Source organism: Mycobacterium sp. ABE4_509, from assembly GCF_056160785.1.
On sequence record NZ_JBSWXU010000083.1, the window covers coordinates 1 to 22,526 of the forward strand.

The following is a 22,526-nucleotide window of genomic DNA, read 5'->3' on the forward strand; positions in this document are numbered from 1 at the left end:
GCCCGGATGCGCGACGCGGTCATACACCTCGGCGCCGGCCGGAGCTGACCACAGAATCGCAGCTCAGGCCCCTCGTGCCGGGGTCGGCTCAGCGGCCGTGGGGCGGCCCGGGCGGGTGAGCCCACAACCGCCGGTGATCGTGGCGCTGCTCACGCCCGCCGCGACACGCCCGACACGCGATGACCAGCGAAAATTTCTCATCAGAACCTGCTGCGCGGCGATCGACACCGGGGTGGGCGGCGCCGCGCCGATCGCCCTCGATTGCGGCACAATGTGAATGCCCTTGATATGCAGGCTCTTTGGGCGGATTTGGGATTGCCGTGACTGCGTCGCGGCGCGGCTGGGAGAACCCTGTGGACTCGCCGGAGCAGCCCCCACGCTGGGCTTTTAGCCAGGTAAACGGGGGGTGGGGTTAGCTTTCGTCAGTCCACGTGGGTACGGTCGTCCACGCTGGCTGGTTGTTGACTGACCAGCCGAGACAAATCAGTTGATGGTGATGAATCGGAGGATCCCGTGGCCCTTCCCCAGTTGACCGACGAACAGCGCGCGGCAGCGTTGGAGAAGGCTGCTGCCGCACGTCGAGCACGCGCCGAGCTCAAGGACCGGCTCAAGCGCGGCGGCACCAACCTCAAGCAGGTGCTCCAGGATGCCGAGACCGACGAGGTCTTGGGCAAGATGAAGGTTTCAGCGCTCCTCGAGGCGTTGCCGAAGGTCGGCAAGGTCAAGGCTCAGGAGATCATGACCGAGCTCGAGATCGCCCCCACCCGCAGGCTGCGTGGTCTGGGTGATCGTCAGCGCAAGGCCCTGCTGGAAAAGTTCGACTTCTCGTAAGGGAGGTCGGTGATCGAAGGCGGTGGGCCGGACCGCGGCGCCGGGCCGTTGGTGGCTCCGGTGGTCGTGCTGTCCGGCCCGTCTGCCGTCGGCAAGTCCAGTGTCGTGCGCTGCCTGCGGGAACGGGTCGCTGATCTCTACTTCAGCGTGTCCGTGACGACCCGGGCGCCGCGGCCGGGCGAGGTCGACGGCGTGGACTACTCGTTCGTGACGCCGCAGCGGTTCGCCCAGCTCATCGACGACGGTGCACTGCTGGAGTGGGCGGAGATCCACGGCGGTCTGCACCGATCGGGAACCCCGGCCGCTCCGGTGCGCGCCGCAGCCGCAGCGGGACACCCGGTGCTCATCGAGGTGGATCTGGCCGGCGCGCGCGCCGTCAAGAAAGCCATGCCGGAAGCCATCTCGGTGTTCCTCGCGCCGCCCAGCTGGGAGGCGCTGGAAAGCCGCCTGGTGGGCCGGGGCACCGAAACCGCCGAGGCGATGGCCCGCCGACTGCAGACCGCGCGGGCCGAGCTGGCCGCCCAGGACGATTTCGATGAGGTCGTCGTCAACAGTCAATTGGAATCGGCCTGCTCGGAATTGGTATCCTTGCTGGTGGCCCGCACGTCGGTGCCGCGCGATCGCACCTGATCGACGCCCGAACGTGATCGTGACATGCCTTCCGTCAAGCGCCAGGAGATCTTCTAAGTGAGCACCCCGCACGCCGACCCGCGGCTGGCCGCCGTCGACGCCGACGCCGCCGGCCCCCGTGCCTATGACACGCCGCTGGGCATCACCAACCCGCCCATCGACGAGCTGCTGGACCGTGCGTCCAGCAAATACGCGCTGGTGATCTATGCCGCCAAGCGTGCACGCCAGATCAACGACTACTACAACCAGCTCGGCGACGGCATCCTCGAGTACGTCGGACCGCTGGTCGAGCCCGGCCTGCAGGAGAAGCCGCTCTCGATCGCCATGCGCGAGATCCACGAGGACCTGCTCGAGCACACCGAGGGCGAGTAGGCGCGGTCCGATGAGCCGCTTGCGCGAAGAGCATCAGGCCCCGATGAGCCGCTTGCGCGAAGAGCATCAGGGCCCGATGAGCCCCTCGGGCGAGGAGCATCACTGCTGATGCAGCGCAAACGGATCATCGTCGGCGTCGCAGGTGGCATCGCCGCCTACAAGGCGGCGACGGTGGTTCGTCAGCTCACCGAGGCCGGTCATTCGGTCCGGGTGGTTCCCACCGCTTCCGCGCTCAAGTTCGTCGGCGCCGCAACCTTCGAGGCGCTCTCCGGCAACCCGGTGCACACCGGCGTGTTCGACGACGTCCACGAGGTACCGCACGTGCGGATCGGCCAGGCGGCCGATCTCGTCGTGGTGGCGCCGGCCACCGCCGACCTGCTCGCGCGCGCGGTCGCGGGGCGGGCCGACGACCTGCTGACCGCGACGCTGCTGACCGCCCGCTGCCCGGTGCTGTTCGCCCCGGCGATGCACACCGAGATGTGGTTCCACCCGGCCACCAGGGAGAATGTGGCAACGTTGCGGAAGCGCGGCGCGGTGGTGATGGAGCCCGCCGCCGGCCGGCTGACCGGCACCGACACCGGGCCGGGCCGGCTGCCCGAGGCCGAGGAGATCACCACCCTGTGCGAGCTCCTGCTGGCCCGCGGCGATGCGCTGCCCTTCGACCTTTTCGGAGTGAAGGCGCTGGTCACCGCCGGTGGAACCCGGGAGCCGATCGATCCCGTCCGGTTCATCGGGAACCGCAGCTCGGGGAAGCAGGGTTACGCGATGGCCCGGGTGATGGCGCAGCGCGGCGCCGAGGTCACGTTGATCGCCGGCAACACCGCGGGCCTGATCGACCCGGCCGGCGTGCACGTCGTCGGGGTGGGTTCGGCCGCGCAGTTGCGCGACGCGGTCTCCAAACACGCGCCGGAGGCGAACGTGCTGGTGATGGCGGCCGCGGTGGCCGACTTCCGGCCCGCCAGCCAGGCGACCAGCAAGATCAAGAAGGGGCCCGCAGGCGCGGGCGAACCGACCATCGAACTGGTCCGCAACGACGACGTCCTGGCCGGTGCCGTCCAGGCCCGTGATGAAGGCCAGCTACCGAACATGAAGGCCATCGTCGGGTTCGCCGCCGAGACCGGCGATGCCAACGGCGACGTGCTGTTCCACGCACGCGCCAAACTGAAGCGCAAGGGCTGCGATCTGCTCGTGGTCAACGCGGTGGGGGAGAACCGGGCGTTCGAGGTCGACCACAACGACGGGTGGCTGCTGGCCGCCGACGGCGCGGAGTCCGCACTCGAGCACGGTTCGAAGACATTGATCGCCAGCCGTATTGTGGACGCGGTCGCGGCATTCCTGCGCGCCGGTGCCCCGTAGGGGCGCATCGGGCCCGCAACTCGGCGACAAGCGCGTGAGCTGCGCGGACGGGGGCCACTTGTCGGGGTGAAACCGACACCCGGTAGAAGTGGATAACGGACTGACAGAAGATGCGCGCGAGCGGAAAAGGAGCGGACGTGAGTGAAGCCCGGCTGTTTACCAGTGAGTCGGTGACCGAAGGACATCCCGACAAGATCTGTGACGCCATCAGCGACTCGGTGCTCGACGCGCTCCTTGCTGACGACCCGAAATCGCGGGTTGCAGTGGAGACGTTGGTGACCACGGGTCAGGTGCACGTCGTCGGTGAGGTCACGACGACCGCCAGGAGTGCGTTCGCCGACATCACCAACACGGTGCGCGAACGGATCCTGGAGATCGGCTACGACAGCTCCGAGAAGGGGTTCGACGGTGAGACCTGCGGGGTCAACATCGGGATCGGCAAGCAGTCGCCCGATATCGCCCAGGGTGTGGACACCGCCCACGAGACCCGGGTCGGCGGCGGGTCCGACCCGCTGGACCTGCAGGGCGCCGGCGACCAGGGATTGATGTTCGGCTACGCGATCGCCGAGACCCCCGAGCTGATGCCGCTGCCGATCGCGCTGGCCCACCGGCTGTCGCGGAAGCTGACCCAGGTCCGCAAGGACGGCACGCTGGGCTATCTGCGACCGGACGGTAAGACCCAGGTCACCGTGCAGTACGACGGCAACAAGCCGGTGCGCCTGGACACCGTGGTGCTGTCCACCCAGCACGCCGACGGCATCGACCTCGACGCCCAGCTGACCCCGGAGATCCAGCAGCACGTGATCGACACCGTGCTCACCGAGCTCGGCCACGTCACCCTCGACACCTCCGCCCCGCGGATCCTGGTCAACCCGACCGGCAAGTTCGTGCTCGGCGGCCCGATGGGCGACGCGGGGCTCACCGGCCGGAAGATCATCGTCGACACCTACGGCGGCTGGGCCCGCCACGGCGGCGGCGCGTTCTCCGGCAAGGATCCGTCCAAGGTGGACCGTTCCGCGGCGTACGCGATGCGCTGGGTGGCCAAGAACGTGGTCGCAGCCGGGCTCGCGGAGCGCGTCGAGGTGCAGATCGCCTACGCCATCGGCAAGGCCGCTCCGGTCGGGCTGTTCGTCGAGACCTTCGGCTCGGAGACCGTCGACCCGGCCCGGATCGAGAAGGCCATCGGGCAGGTGTTCGATCTGCGGCCGGGCGCCATCGTCCGCGATCTGGACCTGCTGCGCCCGATCTACGCCGAGACCGCGGCGTACGGGCACTTCGGCCGCACCGACATCGAGCTGCCGTGGGAGCAGCTCAACAAGGTCGACGACCTCAAGAACGCGGTCTAGCTAGCTGGCGGCGAGCACGCGGGCGATGATCTGGCCCGCGTGCTCGACGTCGGAGTCGCCGACGTCGAGGTGCGTCACCGCGCGTAGCAGCCCCGGCGTGGGCAGCGGAGAGACCAGCACTCCCTCGTCGGCCAGCCGGCCGCGCAGCAGTTCGCGTTCCCAGCCGGCCGCTGCGGCGTCGAGGACCACGACGTTGGTGTACACCTGCCCGCGCACCAGGCCGGTGCCGGCGAGCAGCTCGGCGAGCCTGCGGGCCCGGGTGTGATCGTCGGCCATCCGGTCGACGTGATGGTCGAGGGCGTACAGCCCGGCCGCGGCGAGCAGACCCGACTGACGCATCGCACCTCCGAGCCGCTGCTTGATCCGCCGGGCCTCGGGCTCGGCGGCGGCCGGCACCGTGAGCAGCGCCCCCAACGGGCACCCCAGCCCCTTGGACAGGCAGAACGTCACCGAGTCGAAGCCCGCGCACATCCGCTGCGGGGACACCTGGCTGTGGATGACCGCGTTGAGGAGCCGGGCGCCGTCGAGGTGGGTGTGGATGCCATGTCGTCCCGCGGCGGCCAGCAGTTGATCCAGCCGGTACGGCGGCCAGACCCGCCCGCCGGCGTTGCTGTGGCTGTTCTCCACCGACAGGATCGTGGTGCGCGGCTTCTCGGCGCCGTCGCCGATCACCGCGGCGGTGAACTGGATGTCGTCGAAGGTCCCGTCGACCGATTCGATCGATTGCACCATCAGGCCGGCCAGCGCCGCCGGCCCGCCGGCCTCGCTGTGAATCAGGTGCGCGCCCGCCGAGGTGATGAGCCCGTCGCCGGGGCGCGACCACAGCTGCAGGGCGATCTGGTTGGCCATCGTCGCCGACGGCACGAACACCGCGGCCTGCGCGCCGAGCAGGCCGGCCACCCGCTCCTCGAGTTCCCTGGTCGTCGGGTCCTCGCCCTTCTGCTCGTCACCCACCTCGGCGGCCGCGATCGCCGCACGCATCCCCGGGGTGGGCCGGGTGACCGTGTCGGTGCGCAGATCGATCATCGCAGCGACGCCGCAGGCTCCGCGATCCCGTGTGCGCGCCGGTACGGCCGGATCACCTCGGTGGCGAACAGTTCCAGCTGCTCGAACCAGTCGCCGACGGTCTCGACGCAGAAGGTGAGGCAGGCGAGGTGGTCGGCACCCATCGAGGACAGCCGCTCGACCCGGTCGTACACCTCGGCGAAGCCGCCGATGAGGTTGTTGCGCAACGACTTGGACGGGTCACGCCCATCGAATGACAGCGATTTGCGATGCTGCACCATCCCGCTGTCGAGATAGCGGCGCTCGGTGCTCTCGTGGTGGCTGCCGACCAGGCAGGACAGCTGCGGGGCCACCGTCAGCGACTGCGGGTCCCGGCCTGCTTCGGCGGCGCGCTCCCGAAGCCGGGCAATCCAGTCGGCCAGTTCGTCGAGTGGCCGCCAGCCTGGGATCCAGCCGCTGCCGTGCCGGATCGCCCGGTCGATGCCGCGCAGCTGATGGCCGCCCACCAGAATTCGTACGGTCTCGCCGAACCCCTTGGGCGCCATGTCGAGTGAATCGACCTGGTAGTACTTCCCGTGGTGGGTCACCGTCGGCTCGGTCAGCAGCCGGTTCAGCAGCGTGAGCCCTTCTTCGAGCATCTCGCCGCGGTGCGCGCCGGCCAGGTCGGGGCGCGCCGCGCTGAACTCCTCCGGGTATGCGCCGATGCCGACACCGAGCAGCAGCCGGCCCCCGCTGAGTTGGTCGATGGTCGCGGTCTGGCGTGCCAGGGTGACGATGTCGCGCATCGGCAGCACCAGGACCGAAGTCCCGATCTCGACACGCTCGGTGACCGCGGCCACCCCGGCGAGCACGCTGAGCACTTCGTAGAAGTTGGGGACCGCCGAGTATTCGGTGCGTACGTAGTTCTGGGGTGCGTAGTGGTCGTTACCCCAGACCGAGTCGTAGCCGAGCCGTTCGGCCAGCTTCGCGGCCTCGAGAAACTCGCGGGGTTCGAAGAAGGGAATCGGATTGATCAAGCCCTCCATGCCGGTCGGTAGTCCGACCCCGAATTTCATCAGCGGTGCTCCTCCTGTTCGCGGGTCAGCGCCTCCAGCTCTGACACGTCATCGACTTGCGGTGCGCGCAGCGGGCGGTCGAGTTGCCCGCCCAGCGATTTCAGGCCCGTCGAGGACGCGACCAGCACGACCTCGGCGTCCGGCGGCACCACCCCGGCGGCCCGGTGTGCCCGCAGCGCCGCCAGACCCGCCGCCGCGGCGTTCTCCAGCAGCACCCCCTCACACCTCGCGGCCAGCGCGGCCGAATCGGCGATCTCGGGCTCGCTGACGGCGCGTACCGCGCCCGCACTGTCCCGAATCGCCTGCAGTGCCTGAAACGTGCTCTGCGGCGACGAGATCGACGACGCCGAGGTGGGATGGCCGACCGCCGCCTTGGCGACGGCGTCGGACCCCGAGGCCAGCGCGGCGGTCAGGCTGCCGTAGATCTCACCGCCGCTGTGCGCGGGGACCCGCTCGGCCAGTCGCAGCTCGACCAGCTCTGCGAACGCACGTCTGCTGGCCGCGATCGCATCGCCGTAGCAGATCGGGAAGTACATCGCGTCCGGCGTGCGGCGGCCGAGCTGCTCCCACACCTCGTAGGCGATCGGCTTGTATCCGTCGAGGGCATAGGGGTTGTTTCCGACCGGCGGATCGGAGTAGTTGGACATCGGATACCAGCCGTGCCGCTGCACCGCCTCGGCGACCAGACGCCAGCGGTCGCTCTTGGATTCGGCCACCGCGATGTGGGCGCCATAGCCGGCCACGAACGCCGCCATCAACGGATCCACCCCGCGCGCGAACACCACCACCGACCGTAGCCCGGCCCGGTTCGCGTGCGCGACGGTGGCCGCCGCGGCGTTGCCGGTCGAGGCCGTGATCAGCGTGTCGATGCCCAGCGCCATGGCGTGCCGAACCGCCATCGCCGCCGCGCGGTCCTTGAAAGACCAGCTCAGCCCGCGGGATTCGTCCTTGATCCAGACCCGCTCGACGCCGATCGACGCCGCGAGCCGGGGCGCCGGGTACATCGGGGTGGGTGCGGCTGCGGCCGCGGCGGCATCGTCGGGATCGGCCGGCAGCAGTGCCCGGTACCGCGCACTGCCGCGCAGCGGACCGTCCAGATCGGCATCCAGATCGGCGATGAAGTGCTCTGCGGCGGCGGTCAGGTCGTAGTCGGTGCGCAGATTGGCCGGCACACCCGCAGCGCGGCACCGGTCACAACCGCGCCCGTGCGGCGCCGGGTCACCCTCGGCGCCGCACCGGATGCAGACCAGGCGTTGGCACCGCATGCTCACAACGTCTCGAAGGTTCGCGGCAGCCGGGTCAATGGGCGCCAGCCCGTCTCGGTGACGACCACCATGTCCTCGATCTGCACACCGCCGAAACCGAATTCGTAGTACGGGGTTTCGACGCACAGCACCATGCCGGCCTCGATGGTGTGCGGGTCGTGGGGTGCCAGCAGCGGTGCGTCGTAGCCGCCGGCGAGGCCGATGCCGTGCCCGACGTGGGTGCGGTCGTAGTGCGGGATCCCGGCACTGCGTGTGGCGGCCACCGCGGAGGCGAACAGGTCACTCGTGCGCACGCCCGGGGCCAGCATGTCCAACGCGGCCGACTGCCCGGCGATCACGGCGTTGGCGTAGCGCTCGGCCTTGGCGGTCGGAGCTCCCAGGTTGAAGCAGCGGGACAGGTCGGACTGATAGCCGTAGTAGATCGCCCCGACGTCGAACCGCAGCAGGTCACCGGCCCGCAGGACGGAGTCGGTGACGTTGGCGTTGCCGAACACCGTCGACACCCCGACCGAGACCGAGTCGACCCGCAGCAACCCACCCTCGCGCGCTACCGCGATGCGGTATTCGGTGGCCAGTTCGGCCTGGCTGACCCCGGCCCGGGCCACGGCGGTGGTGGCGCAGATGCCCGCCTCGGCGATGCGGGCGGCCTCGGCGATGCGCGCCACCTCGAGGTCGGTCTTTCGCATCCGCAGCCGGCTCAGCAGGCGGGAGGCGTTGCCGACGAAGCAGTTCTTCAGTGCACCGGCGAGCTCAGGCTCGGACTCCGGCGCGACGTCAAGGCCGATCCGGGCTCGGTCGAAACCCAGCTCCGACGCGGTCGCGGCGAGCATGGCGGACCGGTCCAGGTCGGGTCTGCGGCGCCGGTGCGCGGACGCGACCAGCTGCTGGTTGGGGTCCACCGGTCCGTCCGACCCGTCGACCCGGACGAAGTCGCCCCAGACGTGCACTGGCAGTTGTGGGACGAGATCTTCTACGAGGTAGTCGATTTCGCCCGCGGATGCCAGCAGATGAGGTTGCGAGGGGTTGTCCCTGCCGACGATGGCGACACTGCTGCCGGGTTTCCCGAAGCGGGTCAGGTACCGCACGTTGGGGGCGGTGGTGACGACCAGCGCGTCGAGGCCGGCTTCGGCCAGCGCAGCGGCCAGCCGGTCGGGGTCGTAGAGCAGACCGCTCACCCGGTCACCTCCTGACCGTGGCTGCGGCGCAGCGGGGGCAGGGCCTGCGCGAGCAGTTCGCGGGCATCGGCCAGCGATTGGCCGGGCGCGCGCAGCAGCCAGAATCCGATGTCGCTGATCCCACCCGCGCGCACCACGTCGCCGACCCGCTCGACCAGCTGTTCGGGAGTGCCCGCCCAGCAGAAGGTGTCGATCATGTCGTCGGGAACCAGATGCGCGGCCGCTTCCAGCGCGTCGTAGTCACGGCGGGCGATGACCTCCTCGAGTCGGCCGGGAACCGACAGCCCGGCGTCGGTGACGAATCCGCGGTCCGGATAGCTCATCCAGAGCAGTTTGGCGACCATCAGCCGGCACCCGTCACGGGCACGCTGTTCATCGGTGTGCACGCAGGTGTCCACGCGCGCCATGGTGCGTAGCGCGGCGGGGTCGCGGCCCTGCGCCGTCGCGCCGCGCCGCACGTGTTCCAGTGCCCTGGTCAGGCCCTGCGGGGCTGCCTGGCTGGCGATCATCACACCGTCGGCGGTGCCGCCGGCCATCTCCAGCATGCGGCGGCCCCGGCTGGCGATCCACAGCGGGACACGTCGGGGCGGGGTGATCTTCAGGTGTGCCCCGGTCAACGTGAACGCGGCGGTCTTGCGGGTGACGGTCTCACCGGCGAGCAGGCCGGCGATCGACTCGAACGCCGCCCGTGTCGTCTCGGTCACCGCGGAGCGTTTCACCCCCATCATCGGAAGGCCCGAGCCGCCGGCCCCGATCGCCAGGGTGGTCCTTCCGTTGCTGAGTTCGCTGATGGTCGCCAGCGCCTGTGCGGTGACAGCCGGGTTGGCGGTGTAGCCGTCGGCGACCGCGCCGCCGAGGGTCAACGTGGTGGTGTGCAGCGCCGAGACCGTCATGCGGACGAACATGTCGCGGAAGAACCGTTCGTTGGAATGCCACAGGGTGTCGAAGCCGGCCCGCTCGACGCCGGCGGCGAGTTCGCCCCATGCGCCCATGGGCACGTCGGCGACCGCGTGCGAGGGGAACCCCAGATGGAAACCGGTCACCGGCCACCCCCGGCGGCAGGTCGCCACCGGAAGACCCGGCGCGACACCGTGCGGAACATCAGCACCTCCACCAGCACCATGACGACGGTGAAGCTCAGCGTCCAGGCGATCACCGCGGCGGGCCGGTTGTAGGAGAAGTAGTACTCGATGCGTTCGCCGATTCCCGATCCGGCCGACAGCGCCTCGACCAGTACCACGAGCTTCCAACCCATCGCGAAACCGAATCGCGCCGCCGACAGCAGTGCCGGTGCGAGCTGGGGAAGGATGACATTGCGGAAACGGTCGGCGGCCCCCATCCGGTACACCGACGCCATCTGGAACAGGCCCGGATCAAGCGCGCGGCTGCCGTCGTAGACGAAGGTCACCATGAACGGGGTGACCGCCAATGTCAGCGCGACCAGCGTCGCGAGTTCGCCGAGCCCGAGCCACAGGGTGGAGAACAGGATCGTCACCGGGCCGGGTAGGGCAAGCCCGATGAAGACCACCGGATGGGCGAGCGCCTCGGCATACCGGTTGCGCGCCATCGCCACGCCGATCACCAGTGCGATCAGGAAGCCGGTACTCCAGGCGGTCACGATCCGGCGCAGGGTGACCGCCATCGACTCGTACAACGTGACCGAGGACATGGCCGAGGACATCTCGGTGAGGACCTCCGCCGGTCCGGGCAGGTAGGGCAGCACACTGCCGGCGCACAGCCACCACACCAGCAAACCCGTTGCCACCGCGGTGATCTCGGGTGGCGGCCGCCACCGCCGTCGCGGTGGCGGCGCTGTCGCCGTGGAACCGGGCTGCCGGGTCAAGGTACTGGTCATGCCGCACTTCCGGCATTGTCGTCGGTGCTCCAGTACTGCAGCACCGAGTCCACCACGGCGCCCTCGACCTCGGCGATCTCCGGAGATTCGTAGCGGCGCGGCCGGGGGATCTCGATGGTGATGCGCTCGAGGATCCGGCCCGGTCCCGGAGCCATCACGTAGACGTGGTCGGCCAGGAACACGGCTTCGCGAATGGCGTGGGTGATGAAGATGAAGGTCTGGCCGGTCTGCGCCCACAACTCGAGCAGCTTGCCCCGCAGTGAGCGGCCGGTGACCTCGTCGAGAGCGGAGAACGGCTCGTCCATCAGGACGCAGGCGGGTTCGATGGCCAGCGCGCGGGCGATGGCCACCCGTTGGCGCTGGCCGCCGGACAGGCTGCCCGGCCAACTCTCGGAGAACCGCTCCAGTTCGCACATGGCCAGGTAGCGGTCGGTGCGTTCGCGCCACTGCGCGCGGGGCACCCCGGCCCCCTTGAGTGCGAGTTCGATGTTCTTGCGCACCGTGCGCCAGGGCAGCAGCCGCGGATCCTGGAAGAGGTATCCGAGCCGTGGCCGGGTGGCCGACTGCGCGATGCCGTCGATCACCATCGGTGTACCGCCGATGGTGACCGAACCCGCCGTCGGAGTGGACAACCCGGAAAGGATGTTCAGCAGCGTCGACTTGCCGCACCCGCTCGGGCCGACCACGCAGGCGAATTCGCCGTCGGCGACGCGCAGGCTGACATCGGACAGGGCGTCGACGGTGCTGGCGGGGTAGGCGTAGTACAGGTCGGAGATCGTCAGAAAGTCGGTCATGATCGCTCCAGTGCGAGGTTGGTCAGGGTGAGGCGGTGGCGGCGGTTCTGGGCCGGGCGCGCCGCGGGCCACCGGCCGGGCCGCGCCAGCGGAACACCCGCCGTTCGAAGGGGCGCAGGATCACGTACTCCACCGTGGTGATCATCACGATGAAGAACAGCGTCCACACCATCAGCCGGTCCAGCGCGAAATACCCGTAGGCCCTTTTGTATTCGGCGCCCACACCGACCTGCTGGGAGAACAGCTCGGCGATGACGACGATCTTCCAGCCCAGCGCGTGGACGTTGCGGAACGCGCTGAACAGGAACGGCGCCATCTCGGGAAGCGCGAGGTGGCGGATGTGGTCGAGCGGAGTGAACCCGTAGATCCGGGACATCTCGGTCAGGCCCGGGCTGAGCGCCTTGACGCCTTCGTCGAGGCTGACCACCACGAACGGGAAGATCACGATCGCCACCGACATGCACACGCCGAATTCGGCGAGCCCGAAGATCATCAGGCACAGCAGCGCGACCACCATGCTCGGCGAGGTGATGGTGACGTAGACGGCGGGCCGGAAGAACCTGTTCCACCACGGGCTGATCTGCATCAGCAGGGCCACGATGACGGCGGCCGCGTATCCCATCGCGAGGCCGAGGACCAGTCGCCGAAGGGTGGCCCCGAGATCCTCGTAGGTCGCCGGCTCGGCGAGCAACTCAGCGGCCGTACGCACGGTCTGGGCGGGCGAGGGCAGGAAATCGGTGGTGTCCCACAGCAGTTGCCAGAGCAGCAGGACGGCTGCGCCCGCTGCCGCGAGCACTCCGGCTCGGGGCAGCGGACGCAGCGACTGGACGGTAGTGGTCATCGTGGAACTGGGTCGCCGCTATTCGCCGGAGTCGGAGTCGGGCAGGCGGGTGACCGCGCCGGCGGGCGCCGAGGTCAGCCCACCCAGGCCGGCCGCGGCGGCCTTCTCGATGAAGGCCTCAGCGGCGGCGACGTCCTCTTCGGTCCACCGTTTGGTGAAGTACTCGCTGGTGGCGATCAGCTCCTCGAAGCCGGCGCCCACGTCCTCGTTCTCGATTCCGATCAGATCGCCGAGTTCCCCGGTGGTGACCCGGCTCGGGTCGGCGACGATCCAGTCGTAGGCGTCGTTCCAGGCGTGCTGGACTCCGGCGGCCAGTTCCGGGTTCTCCTCGATCCAGCTGTCGTGGGCCATCGCGGTGATGTTCCAGGAACGACCACCGGCAGCGGTCTCCCATTCCTCCCAGCCGGGGCCCCAGACCGTGCGCATCCCGTATTCCTGCGCGGCGATGATGGTGTTGGGCTCGGCGGTGAACGCCGCTTCGATGTCACCTCGGTCCAGCAGCCGCAACAGGGCGGCCTCCTGGGTCAGCTGCAGGTCGTACTGCTCTTCGATGTCGAGGTCGGAGAACTCCTCGAGCATCACCAGCGCGGCGGTCATGCCGCCGGAATCCAGACCGTCGTGGCCGACCTTCTCGCCGATCAGGTCCTGTTCGGTCTGATACGGCGAGTCGCCGCGCACGACCAGGGCGACGTCCTGCACGGCCATCGGGAAGTAGGTGGTGACGTCGTTGCCCTGGCTGCGCAGCAGGGCCGCGGTCAGCGGATCGCCGTCGAAGGACACATCGGCGTCGCCCTGCAGGAAGAACTGCACCGACGCGTCGCCGGAGACCTCGAAGGTCTCTGCGGTGAATCCGTTGGCCTCGTCGAAGCCCTGATCCTTGATGATCTTGAGGGCCATTGAGCTCAGGCCCCCCTCCAGGCCTTCCAGCCGGACCACGGGGGCGCTGTCCTCGGCCGCTGGTTGGTCGCTGGAGCCGCAGGCGGACAGTGCGAGCCCGGCGCTGAGGCCGACGGCGAGGGTCGCCGTGACACGGCTGCTGAGTTGGCGGATCTTCATGGGCATGTCTCCAGATGGGCGGTTGTGAGGTCTCATATATGAAACCTCAGGTTTGAGGCATGAGGTGTTTCCTTACGGTAAATTGTCGTGCAGGCCGCTCGCAGGGGCCGAGAAAGGAGCCCGCAGTGTCAACTTCGTCCCTGCCGTCCTCGTCACCGGCCAGTGCCGTTCCCAAGGCCCGTCCAGGGGTGCCTGCGCTGGGCCCGAGCCCGATCCGCACGGCGTACACCACCGTGACCGACCGGCTGCGAAAGGCGATCATCTCGGGGGAACTGCCCGGCGGAACCCGGCTGGTGCAGGCCGAATTGGCGCAGAGTCTCTCGGTCAGCGTGACCCCGGTGCGTGAGGCGCTGCGCAATCTGATGTCCGAAGGTCTGGTCGACTACAGCCCGTTCCACGGCGCCACGGTCCACCAGACCTCCCGCGCGGAACTCGAGGACATCTACGAGCTGCGGTCGGTGCTGATCCCGCTCGCCGTGCGCGAGGGCATCAAGAACATCACCGCCGCCGAACTCGACGCGGCCGAACAACTGGCTCACCAGATGGAAGCCGAAACCGACCCGATCGGCTGGGTCGAGCTCAACCGCGAGTTCCACAAGGTCTTCTACGTCGCCAGCCGCCGGCCCAAGGTGTACGAACTGCTCGTCACGCTGGCCGACCTGTCCTCGCTCTACGTCGGGTTGTCGATCAGCGGCGACGCCGAGCGCCGCGCCCGCGGGGACGACGACCACCTCGAGATCATCCGCACCTATCGCGACGGAGACGTCGATGCTGCGACCAAGGTCACACTGGTGCACAACCTGGACACACTCGAGGTTGCCCGCGCCATGCTGGACGAAAGCGACGGGCAGTCAGTGCCGTCGGCCGAATAGCGCCTGAGCGCCAGTATGGTGGGCCGCGATGGCTCGAGATCGATCAACCAGCCCGGTTCGCCTCTACCGGGGTCTGCAGTCGCTGCGGGGGCGGCGCGATCCTGCGCCGCTGGCCGGCCAACGCAGCCGCAGCGGCAACGCGCAGGGTGACCTGCACACCCGGAAAGTCCTCGATCTCACGATCCGGCTTGCCGAGGTGATGCTCTCGTCCGGGGCGGGTACCGCCGACGTGGTCGCCACCGCCCAGGACGTGGTGCGCGCCTACCACCTGTCCGACTGCGTCGTCGACATCTTCGTCACCACGGTGTTCGTCTCGGCGCCGCCCACCACCGACAGCCCGCCGATCACCATCATCCGGTCGGTACACGCCCGGTCCACCGACTACACCCGGGTGGCCGATCTGGACCGCCTCGTCCAGCGCATCACCTCGGGCGGCGTGACGGTCGACGAGGCCCACCAGGCCATGGACGAACTCACCGCGCAACCCCACCCGTATCCGCGCTGGCTGGCGACGATGGGCTGGGCGGGTTTCGCGCTCGGCATCGCGCTGCTGTTCGGCGGCACCTGGCTCACCTGCCTGCTGGCGGCCCTGACCGCAGCCGCGATCGACCAGGCGGGCCGGTACCTGAACAAGATCCGGACACCGTTCTTCTTCCAGCACGTGATCGGCGCGATGATCGCGACGCTGGTGGCCGTCGCGGCCTTCTACTTCTTCGGGCTGGGGCCGACCACGCTGGTCGCGACCGGCATCGTGATGTTGCTGGCGGGAATGACGATCGTCGGTGCGATGCAGGACGCGGTGACCGGCTACATGCTCACCGCGGTGACCCGCCTCGGTGAGGCGCTGTTCCTCACCGGCGGCATCGTCGTCGGCATCCTGGCCGGGCTGCAGGTCGCCGAACTCGTCGGCGTCCGGATCGAGCTGCACGTCGACGCGACCCGGACGTTCGTCATCCCGAACCAGCCGCTGACGATCGCGCTGGCCGTCTTCGGCGCGGCGTTCGCCGGCCTGTGCTTCACCGTGGCGAGCTACGGACCGCTGCGTTCGGCGATGACCGCCGCCGTCGCCGCCGGGCTCGCCGAACTGGTGCTCATCGGGCTGGGTGAGGCGGGCTTCGGACAGGTGGTCGCGACCGGTATCGCGGCAGTGCTCGTCGGTGTGTTCGCCACCGTGATCTCGATCCGCCGGCAGGCACCCGCGCTGGTGACCGCCACCGCCGGCATCATGCCGATGCTGCCCGGTCTGGCGGTGTTCCGGGCCGTCTTCTATCTGGCTGTCGACGAAGACTTCGACGACGGCATGCAACAGCTTTTCGCCGCCGCGGCGGTGGCACTCGCGCTGGGCGCCGGGGTGGTTCTCGGTGAGTTCATCGGGTCACCGCTGCGCTACCGTGCCGGGCGGCTCGGCCAGTTCCTCCGCGTCGAAGGTCCGCCCGGGCTGCGCCGCGCCGTCGGGGCGGTGGTGCACCTGCAACCCGCCGGGCCGGACTCGGTGCGGACCGAAGGCCAGCGCGCGCGCAGTGCGGCCATGGAGCTGGATCTGGGCGACGACGGCGATTCCGGTGACGGCGGCTCCGGTGACGGCGGCTCCGGTGACGGCGGCCCCGGTGACGGCGGCGATCACAGCGGTGACGACACCGCTGCGGGTGGCACGGGCAACCCGGCGTGACTACCCGCTGAACGCGTAGTCGTCGATCGGGAACCGGCGACTGCGCCGATCGGCCTCCAGCGTGGTGCTCGGCCGCAGCGGCACATCGCCGTGCTGGTCGAAGTAGTAGCTGTTGGCGAGCCGGCAGCTGTCCTGCCAGAAGATCTGGCGATGCCGCTTGCGCATCATCTCGGCGAAATACCGGTCGTTGGCCTCACGGCGAATCTCGACGCGGGTGGCGCGCCGGTCCCGCGCCGCCGTCAGGGCGCGCACGATGTGCCTGGTCTGGGTCTCGATCAGCGCGAAATAGGACGAGCCGACGTAGCCGTACGGGCCGAACACCGTGAAGAAGTTCGGGAAACCGGGCACGCTGACGCCTTCGTAGGCCTGCAACCGGTTCTCGTCCCAGAATCGGGCCAGCGTGCGACCGGCCGGTCCGATTACCGGGTAGACCGGCGCCGAGGTCTCGTCGCCGGTGGCCGAGAACACCTTGAACCCGGTCGCCAGGATCAGCACATCGACCTCGCGCAGGGCGCCGTCGGTGGTGGCCACGCCGGAACCGGTGATCTTGTCGATCGGCTCGGTCACCAACTCGACGTTGGACCGGTTGAACGTCGACAGGTAGGTGTTGTGGAAAGCGGGCCGCTTGCACCCCACCGCGTAGCGCGGCGTCAGCTCGTCGCGGACCTGCGGGTCGCGCACCTGTCTGCGTAGATAGGCGCGGCCGACCGCGTCCATCCGCCGGGCCAGCGGGTTCACGGTGAAATACTGCGCGGCCAACGGGAAGGTGAACTCGACGTAGGCCTGGCTGAGCAGGCGTTGCACGCTGCGGCCCAACGGTATCTGCATCAGCCGCCGCACCGGCCCCGGCAACGGCACATCGAGCTTGGGGAAACACCAGATCGGTGTGCGCTGGAAGACCGTGAGCGCCTTGACCAGTGGCGCGATCTCCGGAATGACCTGAACCGCGGAGGCACCCGTTCCGATGATCGCGACCCGCTTGCCGGCCAGGTCGAGGTCGTGGTCCCAGCGAGCGGTGTGCACCGTCGCGCCACCGAACGTCTCGACGCCGGCGATGTCCGGCAGGTTCGGCACGTTCAACGCGCCGCAGGCATTGATCAGGAATCGCGCCGTCACCTCCGCGCGCTGTCCGCCGGACTCCACGGTGAGCCGCCAGATGTGTCCGGTGTCGTCGAATTCCGCGGCCACCACGGTGGTGTCGAACCGGATGCGGGGCGCCAGCCCGTACTTGTCTACGCAGTGTGCCGCGTAGTCGGCCAGCTCACGGCCGGGGGCGTAGCTGCGCGACCAGGCGGCGCTCTGCTCGAACGAGAACTGGTAGGAGAACGACGGGATGTCCACCGCGATCCCCGGGTAGGTGTTCCAGTACCAGGTGCCGCCGGGTTCGGAGCCGGCTTCGATGACCAGGTAGGGGCCCAGCCCGGCCCGGTCCAGTTCGATCGCCGCGCCGATTCCGGAGAATCCGGCGCCGACGATCACCGTTTCGTAGGTGGGCTCACCGGGAGTTCCAGCCATAGCTCTCCTGACCTCCGAGCCGACTCTAGTGCCGCGGGCCGCAGCGCCGACCGGCTTTGGCGGCGCCGATCAGCGGCGCTGCAACGCCGTCCGCAGTGCGGCCAGCCCCCGGTCGGTCGCCTCGGCGGCGGCAGGCGACACCGCGGCGAAGTTGACGAACGCGTGCACCAGCGTGGAGGCGTTGTGCAGTTCGACCGAAACTCCTGCCGCCGAGAGCAGTTCGGCGTAGCGCGCGCCGTCGTCGCGGATCGGATCGTGCTCGGCGGTGCCGATGTAGGCCGGCGGTAGTGCGGACAGATCGGCGGTGTTGGCCGGTGCCAGCGTGGGCGGCAGCGTGTCGGGCCGGGTCATGTCGACGTCGGCCGGCAGATACCAGTGCAGGAAGGCCGCGACGACATCGCGATCCAGGATCGGCGCATCCACGTTCTCGGTCATCGACGGAAGAGTCATGTCGCCGGTCGTCGACGGGTACCACAGCAGCTGGAATGTCAGCCCCGGCCCGCCGTTGTCCCGGGCCAGCTGTGCCACCACCGCCGAGAGGTTGCCGCCGGCCGAATCGCCGGCGACGGCGATGCGTGCCGGGTCACCGCCGAGCTCGGCGGCGTGCTCGCCGACCCACTGCAGGGCTGCCCAGGCGTCGTCGACACCGGCGGGAAACGGGTGCTCGGGGGCGAGGCGGTAGTCCACCGAGACGACGATCGCCTCCGCGCCGACGGCGTGGGCGCGGGCCACCCCCTCATGGGTGTCGAGATCTCCCACACACCAGCCGCCGCCGTGGTAATAGACGACCACCGGCAGATCGTCGTGCCGGTCGACCGGCGGCCAGTAGATCCGGACCGGGATGTCGGTCACCGCCCCGAACCCGACGCGGCGTTCCTCGATGCGCATCGGCGGCAGCGACTCCGGCGGTGGGGCCAGCACCCGCAGCTTGTCCCGGGCCGCCTCGACACCGTCGGCGGCGGTGAAGTGCAGCGGGAACGCGTCCAGAATGGCCTTCAACGCCGGGTCGATGCCCCGCCGCCCCGACTACTCCGTCGCGGTATCGGTCATGGACTCACGTTAGCGCGGCGCGCAAGGCGCTCAGCCCCCGTTCGGTGGCCGCGGTGGCGGCCGGCACGACACCCGCGTAGCCCAGGTATCCGTGCACCAGTGACTCGGCGTCGTGCAGCTCGACCTGTCCGCCGGCGCTCGCCAGCAGCTCGGCGTAGCGGCGTCCGTCGTCACGCAACGGATCGTGGCCGGCCACGGCGATGTAGGCGCCCGGAAGGCCGGCCAGGTCGCCCCGCGCCGGCACCAGCGTGACCGGCGGATCGGACATGTCCACCCCGCCGCCCAGATACCAGCGGGTGAACCCGCGGCAGGCCGCCGAATCGAGCACCGGCGCCTGCGCGTTCTCCTCGAACGAGGACAGCGATGTGTCGAACGTCGTGGAGGGGTACCACAGCAACTGGTATCGCAACGGTGTCCCGGCATCGCGGGCCAGCTGCGCCATCACCGCCGCGAGGTTGCCGCCGGCGGAGTCCCCGGCGACGGCCACCCGGGCCGGGTCGGTGCCGAGGCGCTCGGCGTGCCCGAGCACCCATCTGGTGGCCGCCCACGCATCCTCGACCGCGGCGGGGTACGGGTGTTCGGGGGCGAGCCGGTAGTCGACGGAGACCACCACCGCGCCGGCGGCGGCCGCGTGCATGCGTGCCACACCGTCGTAGCTGTCCAGGTCGCCCACCGACCATCCGCCGCCGTGCAGGAAGACCACCGCGGGCAGCACGGTGTCCGGTTGCGGCGGGCGGTAGATGCGGACGGCGACGGCACCGGCCGGACCGTCGACGGTCGCCGCCTCAGCGGTCACCTCGGGGTGCATCGGTTGGCGTGGCAGCTCGGCGAAACGTTGCCTGGCCGCCTGCGGCCCACCGTCAGTGGTGAGCTGAAACGGCACCGCCTCGAGCACCTTGCGCAGGACGGGATCCAGTGTGACGGGCGCGACAGCCATGCCTGGGAGGGTAGCCCCCCACGGACGGGCGGATTCGCCGAGAATGAGCCATCGCGCCACCCGACCGTCGACGAAGTGAGGAATCGCGTTGAGTATCGCGCAACGCCGTAGCTGCCCGGATGGCGAACGCCGCACCATCTCGCTGGCCCCGCTGACGGTGCTGGAGCTGGGACCCGACGAGTTGGTCGCCTGTGCCGCCGAGGCCGGCTACGACGGCGTCGGGCTACGGCTGATCCGCGCCACCGAGGCAGAACCCCTGCGCCCCACGGTCGGACGCACCCCGCTGATCCGCGAAACCCGCCGGCGTCTCGACGACACCGGTCTGTTCGTGCTCGATGTCGAGGTGCTGCGGCTGCGCCCCGACACCCGGGTGCGCGACGACTTCGGTGGCGTGCTCGAGACCGCCGCCTATCTCGGCGCCTCGGCCGCGCTGGTGACCGGCAACGACGGTGACCACTCCCGGCTGGGCGACAATCTTGCCGAACTGGCCGAATTCGCAGCGGAATTCGGAGTGCGGCCGAATCTGGAGCCGATGCCGTGGACCGATGTCGCCGACCTCGGCGAGGCGGCTTCGATCCTGCGGGGCTGTCGGTCCGAGCGGGTGGGGTTGCTGGTCGACGCCCTGCACTACGACCGGGCCCGGGCCACCCCCGACGACCTGCGCGCGTTGCCGGCCGACTGGATCCAGTACATCCAGATCTGTGACGGCCCGCTGCCCCGGCCCACCTCGATGGACGAGCTGCGTTTCCAGGGCCGCAACGCGCGCCTGTTCCCGGGTGAGGGGTGCATCGACCTGGCGGGCATGCTCGCGGCCCTACCCGAGGTCCCGGTGAGTATCGAGGCCCCGATCCAGTGGAATGCGCCGCCGCAGGTGCGGGCCGGTGCGGCGCTGCGGGCCGCGCGCCGGGTGGTCACCCGGGCCGATGCATCCCGGCTGCCGCTGTCAGCCTGAACTGGCCTGCGCAGCGCGCTGTTTTGTAGGTTCGGCCCATGACATCGCCGAACACCGACCTCGAGCACACCGCCCCCGGTGCGGCGCCCCGGCGGGCGCTGTGGCTGGCGGCGGCGGTGGTGGCGGCCGGCTATGGGGTGTTTCTCATCGTGACGGCCGTCCGCGTCCCCGCCGGCGCCGAGTTGACCGGCCAGTTCGGTGTGCAACCGGCGGTCAAGGCGCTGGCCGCCCTGCTGCTCGCCGGTGCCGCGCTGACCCATCCCCGGCCCCGGGAGCGCCGCTGGCTGGTCGGGGCGCTGGTGTTCTCGGCGGCCGGCGACTTCCTGCTGGCGATACCCTGGTGGGCGCCGTCGTTCGTGCTCGGGCTGGCCGCCTTCCTGATCGCCCACCTGTGTTTCCTGGGTGCCCTGCTGCCGCTGGCCACCCGGACGACACCGCGGCTGGCCGCTGCGGCGGGGATGGTCGTGGCGTGTGCCGCCCTGCTGGTGTGGTTCTGGCCGCGGCTGATCGCTGAGGGGATGGTCGTGCCGGTCACGCTCTACATCGGCGTCCTGGGGGCCATGGTGTGTGCGGCGCTGCTGGCGGACCTGCCGACGCCGTGGACCGCCCTGGGCGCGGTGTGTTTCGCCGGCTCCGACGCGATGATCGGTATCTCGCGGTTCGCCCTGGCGCCCGAGAACGCCGAAGCGCTCGCGGTGCCCATCTGGTGGTGCTACGCGGCCTCGCTGCTGCTGATCACCGCGGGCCTGCTGTTCGGCCGGTCGCGGCCGGCGCCGGCCGGGTCCTAGGCGGGGTCCCGGTCGGCGGCCTCTGCTACACCTGCGGTGTGACCACCACCCGGCATCCGGCCGAACACGAGCCGATCGCGCGTGTGCTGCCGATGCTGTCGGTGCCGCACCTGGATCGCGAGTTCGACTATCTGGTCTCGGCCGACCAGTCCGATGTCGCCCAGCCCGGGGTGCGGGTCCGGGTCCGGTTCCACGGCCGGCTGGTGGACGGATTCCTGCTGGAACGACGTTCCGAAACCGACCATGTCGGCAAGCTCGGCTGGCTGGACAAGGTGGTCTCGGCCGAGCCGGTGCTGACCCATGAGATCGGCCGGCTCGTCGACGCCGTCGCCGCGCGTTACGCCGGCACCCGCGCCGACGTGCTGCGGCTGGCCGTGCCGCCCCGGCACGCCACGGTGGAGAAGAAGGCCGCCCCCACGCTGCCTGTGCTGACCCCGCAGCCGGTCGACACCGCGCCCTGGTCCGCCTACAACGGGGGAGCGCAGTTCGTCAACGCGTTGAGCGAGGGGCGCGCCGCCCGTGCCGTGTGGCAGGCGCTGCCGGGGGAGCAGTGGCCGCAGCGGCTGGCCGAGATCGCCGCGCAGACCGTTCAGGCCGGACGGGGGGTGCTTGCCGTCGTCCCGGATCAGCGCGACGTCGACCGGCTGTACGACGCCGCGCTGGCCCAGCTGCCCGAAACCCATGTGGTGGCGTTGTCGGCAGGTTTGGGGCCGGCTGAGCGTTACCGGCGGTGGCTGTCGGCGTTGCGGGGAGCCGCCCGGCTGGTGATCGGCACCCGCAGCGCGGCCTTCGCGCCGGTGTGCGATCTGGGCCTGGTGCTGGTCTGGGACGACGGTGACGACTCGCTGGCCGAGCCGCGCGCACCGTACCCGCACGCCCGCGAGGTGGCGATGCTGCGCGCCCACCAGCTGCGCTGCGCCGCGGTGATCGGCGGCTACGCCCGCACCGCCGAAGCGCAGGCGTTGGTGCGCAGCGGGTGGGCACACGACCTCACCGCGTCGCGCAACTCGGTGCGGGCGCACGCTGCCCGGGTGGTGGCGCTCGAGGACAGCGCCTACGCCCAGGAACGCGACCCGGCGGCCCGGACCGCCAGACTGCCCTCGATGGCCCTCGATGCCGCGCGCACCGCGCTGGCGGGCGGCGCACCGGTGCTGGTCCAGGT

Annotated in this window: 23 protein-coding genes; 11 read left to right on the plus strand and 12 right to left on the minus strand. The window is 70.0% G+C overall.

What is annotated here, in order from left to right; translation table 11 throughout:
* Window positions 1-133 precede the first annotated feature (133 nt).
* The 6 genes from ACXAID_RS17475 to metK all read left to right on the plus strand — a co-directional run bounded on the left by ACXAID_RS17475 (window position 134) and on the right by metK (window position 4,535).
* The gene (locus ACXAID_RS17475) at window positions 134-277 is read left to right on the plus strand and encodes a hypothetical protein (RefSeq protein WP_475023471.1); all 144 of its coding nucleotides are present in this window, start codon (window positions 134-136) and stop codon (window positions 275-277) included.
* Between the two features lie 236 nt (window positions 278-513).
* Window positions 514-831 (plus strand): integration host factor, actinobacterial type, encoded by a 318-nt coding sequence (mihF, locus tag ACXAID_RS17480; protein WP_152517006.1) that lies wholly within the window; start codon window positions 514-516, stop codon window positions 829-831.
* Window positions 832-840: 9 nt separating this feature from the next.
* Window positions 841-1,461 (plus strand): guanylate kinase, encoded by a 621-nt coding sequence (gene gmk, locus ACXAID_RS17485; RefSeq protein WP_475023472.1) that lies wholly within the window; start codon window positions 841-843, stop codon window positions 1,459-1,461.
* Between the two features lie 57 nt (window positions 1,462-1,518).
* Entirely contained in the window at window positions 1,519-1,833 is a 315-nt protein-coding gene (gene rpoZ, locus ACXAID_RS17490) for a DNA-directed RNA polymerase subunit omega (protein ID WP_475023473.1), read from the plus strand.
* Window positions 1,834-1,941: 108 nt separating this feature from the next.
* On the plus strand, window positions 1,942-3,189 hold the full coding sequence (coaBC, locus tag ACXAID_RS17495; RefSeq protein ID WP_475023474.1) for a bifunctional phosphopantothenoylcysteine decarboxylase/phosphopantothenate--cysteine ligase CoaBC: 1,248 nt from the start codon (window positions 1,942-1,944) through the stop codon (window positions 3,187-3,189).
* Window positions 3,190-3,326: 137 nt separating this feature from the next.
* Window positions 3,327-4,535, plus strand: a complete 1,209-nt coding sequence (gene metK, locus ACXAID_RS17500) for a methionine adenosyltransferase (protein ID WP_475023475.1) — start codon at window positions 3,327-3,329, stop codon at window positions 4,533-4,535.
* On the opposite strand, the gene ACXAID_RS17505 is transcribed toward metK, so the two are convergent.
* From ACXAID_RS17505 to ACXAID_RS17545, 9 genes are all read right to left on the minus strand, one after another.
* Window positions 4,536-5,561, minus strand: a complete 1,026-nt coding sequence (locus ACXAID_RS17505) for a threonine aldolase family protein (protein ID WP_475023476.1) — start codon at window positions 5,559-5,561, stop codon at window positions 4,536-4,538.
* Window positions 5,558-6,595, minus strand: a complete 1,038-nt coding sequence (locus tag ACXAID_RS17510; protein ID WP_475023478.1) for an LLM class flavin-dependent oxidoreductase — start codon at window positions 6,593-6,595, stop codon at window positions 5,558-5,560. Before ACXAID_RS17510 ends, ACXAID_RS17505 begins: the two co-directional genes overlap by 4 nt.
* On the minus strand, window positions 6,595-7,767 hold the full coding sequence (locus ACXAID_RS17515) for a pyridoxal-phosphate dependent enzyme (RefSeq protein ID WP_475023479.1): 1,173 nt from the start codon (window positions 7,765-7,767) through the stop codon (window positions 6,595-6,597). The genes ACXAID_RS17510 and ACXAID_RS17515 overlap by 1 nt, the downstream gene beginning before the upstream one ends.
* Before the next feature lie 95 nt (window positions 7,768-7,862).
* Window positions 7,863-9,035, minus strand: coding sequence for a M24 family metallopeptidase (locus ACXAID_RS17520; RefSeq protein WP_475023480.1), 1,173 nt, complete (start codon window positions 9,033-9,035; stop codon window positions 7,863-7,865).
* On the minus strand, window positions 9,032-10,078 hold the full coding sequence (locus ACXAID_RS17525) for an LLM class flavin-dependent oxidoreductase (RefSeq protein WP_475023481.1): 1,047 nt from the start codon (window positions 10,076-10,078) through the stop codon (window positions 9,032-9,034). Before ACXAID_RS17525 ends, ACXAID_RS17520 begins: the two co-directional genes overlap by 4 nt.
* Complete coding sequence (locus ACXAID_RS17530; protein ID WP_475023482.1) at window positions 10,075-10,890, minus strand: ABC transporter permease; 816 nt, start codon at window positions 10,888-10,890, stop codon at window positions 10,075-10,077. Before ACXAID_RS17530 ends, ACXAID_RS17525 begins: the two co-directional genes overlap by 4 nt.
* Window positions 10,887-11,684, minus strand: coding sequence for an ABC transporter ATP-binding protein (locus tag ACXAID_RS17535; RefSeq protein WP_475023483.1), 798 nt, complete (start codon window positions 11,682-11,684; stop codon window positions 10,887-10,889). Before ACXAID_RS17535 ends, ACXAID_RS17530 begins: the two co-directional genes overlap by 4 nt.
* 22 nt (window positions 11,685-11,706) lie before the next feature.
* Window positions 11,707-12,525 (minus strand): ABC transporter permease, encoded by an 819-nt coding sequence (locus tag ACXAID_RS17540; protein ID WP_475023484.1) that lies wholly within the window; start codon window positions 12,523-12,525, stop codon window positions 11,707-11,709.
* Window positions 12,526-12,543: 18 nt separating this feature from the next.
* Entirely contained in the window at window positions 12,544-13,587 is a 1,044-nt protein-coding gene (locus ACXAID_RS17545; protein WP_475023485.1) for an ABC transporter substrate-binding protein, read from the minus strand.
* A 119-nt stretch (window positions 13,588-13,706) separates the two neighbouring features.
* Between ACXAID_RS17545 and ACXAID_RS17550 the strand changes: the two genes are divergently transcribed.
* On the plus strand, window positions 13,707-14,453 hold the full coding sequence (locus tag ACXAID_RS17550; protein WP_475023486.1) for a GntR family transcriptional regulator: 747 nt from the start codon (window positions 13,707-13,709) through the stop codon (window positions 14,451-14,453).
* A 28-nt stretch (window positions 14,454-14,481) separates the two neighbouring features.
* Entirely contained in the window at window positions 14,482-16,122 is a 1,641-nt protein-coding gene (locus ACXAID_RS17555; RefSeq protein WP_475023487.1) for a threonine/serine exporter family protein, read from the plus strand.
* On the opposite strand, the gene ACXAID_RS17560 is transcribed toward ACXAID_RS17555, so the two are convergent.
* The 3 genes from ACXAID_RS17560 to ACXAID_RS17570 form a co-directional block, all read right to left on the minus strand.
* On the minus strand, window positions 16,123-17,637 hold the full coding sequence (locus ACXAID_RS17560) for a flavin-containing monooxygenase (RefSeq protein WP_475023488.1): 1,515 nt from the start codon (window positions 17,635-17,637) through the stop codon (window positions 16,123-16,125).
* Between the two features lie 69 nt (window positions 17,638-17,706).
* A complete protein-coding gene (locus ACXAID_RS17565) occupies window positions 17,707-18,636 on the minus strand; it encodes an alpha/beta hydrolase (protein ID WP_475023489.1) in 930 nt (309 codons plus the stop codon).
* A 55-nt stretch (window positions 18,637-18,691) separates the two neighbouring features.
* Window positions 18,692-19,624: an alpha/beta hydrolase gene (locus tag ACXAID_RS17570; RefSeq protein WP_475023490.1), complete on the minus strand. Its 933-nt coding sequence runs from the start codon at window positions 19,622-19,624 to the stop codon at window positions 18,692-18,694.
* A gap of 88 nt (window positions 19,625-19,712) precedes the next feature.
* Between ACXAID_RS17570 and ACXAID_RS17575 the strand changes: the two genes are divergently transcribed.
* The 3 genes from ACXAID_RS17575 to ACXAID_RS17585 form a co-directional block, all read left to right on the plus strand.
* Window positions 19,713-20,576 (plus strand): sugar phosphate isomerase/epimerase family protein, encoded by an 864-nt coding sequence (locus ACXAID_RS17575; protein ID WP_475023491.1) that lies wholly within the window; start codon window positions 19,713-19,715, stop codon window positions 20,574-20,576.
* Between the two features lie 38 nt (window positions 20,577-20,614).
* The gene (locus tag ACXAID_RS17580) at window positions 20,615-21,364 is read left to right on the plus strand and encodes a lysoplasmalogenase (protein ID WP_475023492.1); all 750 of its coding nucleotides are present in this window, start codon (window positions 20,615-20,617) and stop codon (window positions 21,362-21,364) included.
* 38 nt (window positions 21,365-21,402) lie between these two features.
* The coding region (locus tag ACXAID_RS17585) for a primosomal protein N' family DNA-binding protein (protein ID WP_475023493.1) at window positions 21,403-22,526 on the plus strand (1,124 nt) is incomplete at its 3' end.

Coding starts and splice junctions, on each gene's coding strand:
- ACXAID_RS17545 (WP_475023485.1), bottom strand. CDS start 13,587: ATGCCCATGAAGATCCGCCAACTCAGCAGCCGTGTCACGGCGACCCTC.
- coaBC (WP_475023474.1), top strand. CDS start 1,942: ATGCAGCGCAAACGGATCATCGTCGGCGTCGCAGGTGGCATCGCCGCC.
- ACXAID_RS17580 (WP_475023492.1), top strand. CDS start 20,615: ATGACATCGCCGAACACCGACCTCGAGCACACCGCCCCCGGTGCGGCG.
- ACXAID_RS17570 (WP_475023490.1), bottom strand. CDS start 19,624: ATGGCTGTCGCGCCCGTCACACTGGATCCCGTCCTGCGCAAGGTGCTC.
- ACXAID_RS17560 (WP_475023488.1), bottom strand. CDS start 17,637: ATGGCTGGAACTCCCGGTGAGCCCACCTACGAAACGGTGATCGTCGGC.
- ACXAID_RS17555 (WP_475023487.1), top strand. CDS start 14,482: ATGGCTCGAGATCGATCAACCAGCCCGGTTCGCCTCTACCGGGGTCTG.
- ACXAID_RS17530 (WP_475023482.1), bottom strand. CDS start 10,890: ATGACCAGTACCTTGACCCGGCAGCCCGGTTCCACGGCGACAGCGCCG.
- ACXAID_RS17540 (WP_475023484.1), bottom strand. CDS start 12,525: ATGACCACTACCGTCCAGTCGCTGCGTCCGCTGCCCCGAGCCGGAGTG.
- ACXAID_RS17535 (WP_475023483.1), bottom strand. CDS start 11,684: ATGACCGACTTTCTGACGATCTCCGACCTGTACTACGCCTACCCCGCC.
- ACXAID_RS17505 (WP_475023476.1), bottom strand. CDS start 5,561: ATGATCGATCTGCGCACCGACACGGTCACCCGGCCCACCCCGGGGATG.
- ACXAID_RS17510 (WP_475023478.1), bottom strand. CDS start 6,595: ATGAAATTCGGGGTCGGACTACCGACCGGCATGGAGGGCTTGATCAAT.